Genomic DNA, 599 nt, shown 5'->3' with positions numbered 1-599 from the left:
AGATACCAATGGTGTGAGCGCAGGTGCAGGAGATCGTCCAGTGACTGACTATGCCACTGAAGCTGGGCAATGTACCAGTGGTGATATCGTCAATGATGACGCCAGTATATGTGAACGTCGCGGTAATTTTTTAAAGGCGGCGACTCAGCTATTGGTTGATGACTTAACAGCGATGGAAGCTGAGTGGCAACCTGATAGCGAAAATACTTTACGTAGTGATCTTATAGCGCGTAAAAATGATAATGCTTTACGTCAAATCATGTATCAAATGGGCAGCTTAGCACTGGGTGAGCTGGCTTCTGAGCGCATACAGGTAGCGTTTGTGACTGGGTCAACAGAAGACGAGCACGAATGCTTTAGTGATTTGACTCACTTAAGTTATGCCAATAATGCACGTGGTATCCAAAATGTATTCAGTGGTAGCTATCAAACAGTCACTGGCGAAACCGTTGGGGGTTACGGTATTCATCAGTATCTTATTGATAACGGACACTCAGACGCCGCTGATAAATTGGCCATTGACTTTATCAAAGTAGAAGATGCTTTTAATTTCATCGTTAAAAAAGGCGAAGAAGAAGGCATTAAGGTTGATCAAATGA

The 599-nt window shown here is 43.4% G+C and carries 1 protein-coding gene; it reads left to right on the top strand.

The genetic code is table 11. The annotated features are described in order from the left end of the window. On the top strand, positions 1 to 599 hold a 599-nt coding region (locus ACS8FD_RS22535; protein WP_439277498.1), incomplete at both ends, for an imelysin family protein.

Source organism: Psychrobacter sp. 1U2, from assembly GCF_051847575.1.
The sequence above is the reverse complement of the archived record's forward strand: the minus strand, read 5'-3'. Positions and strand labels throughout refer to the sequence as shown.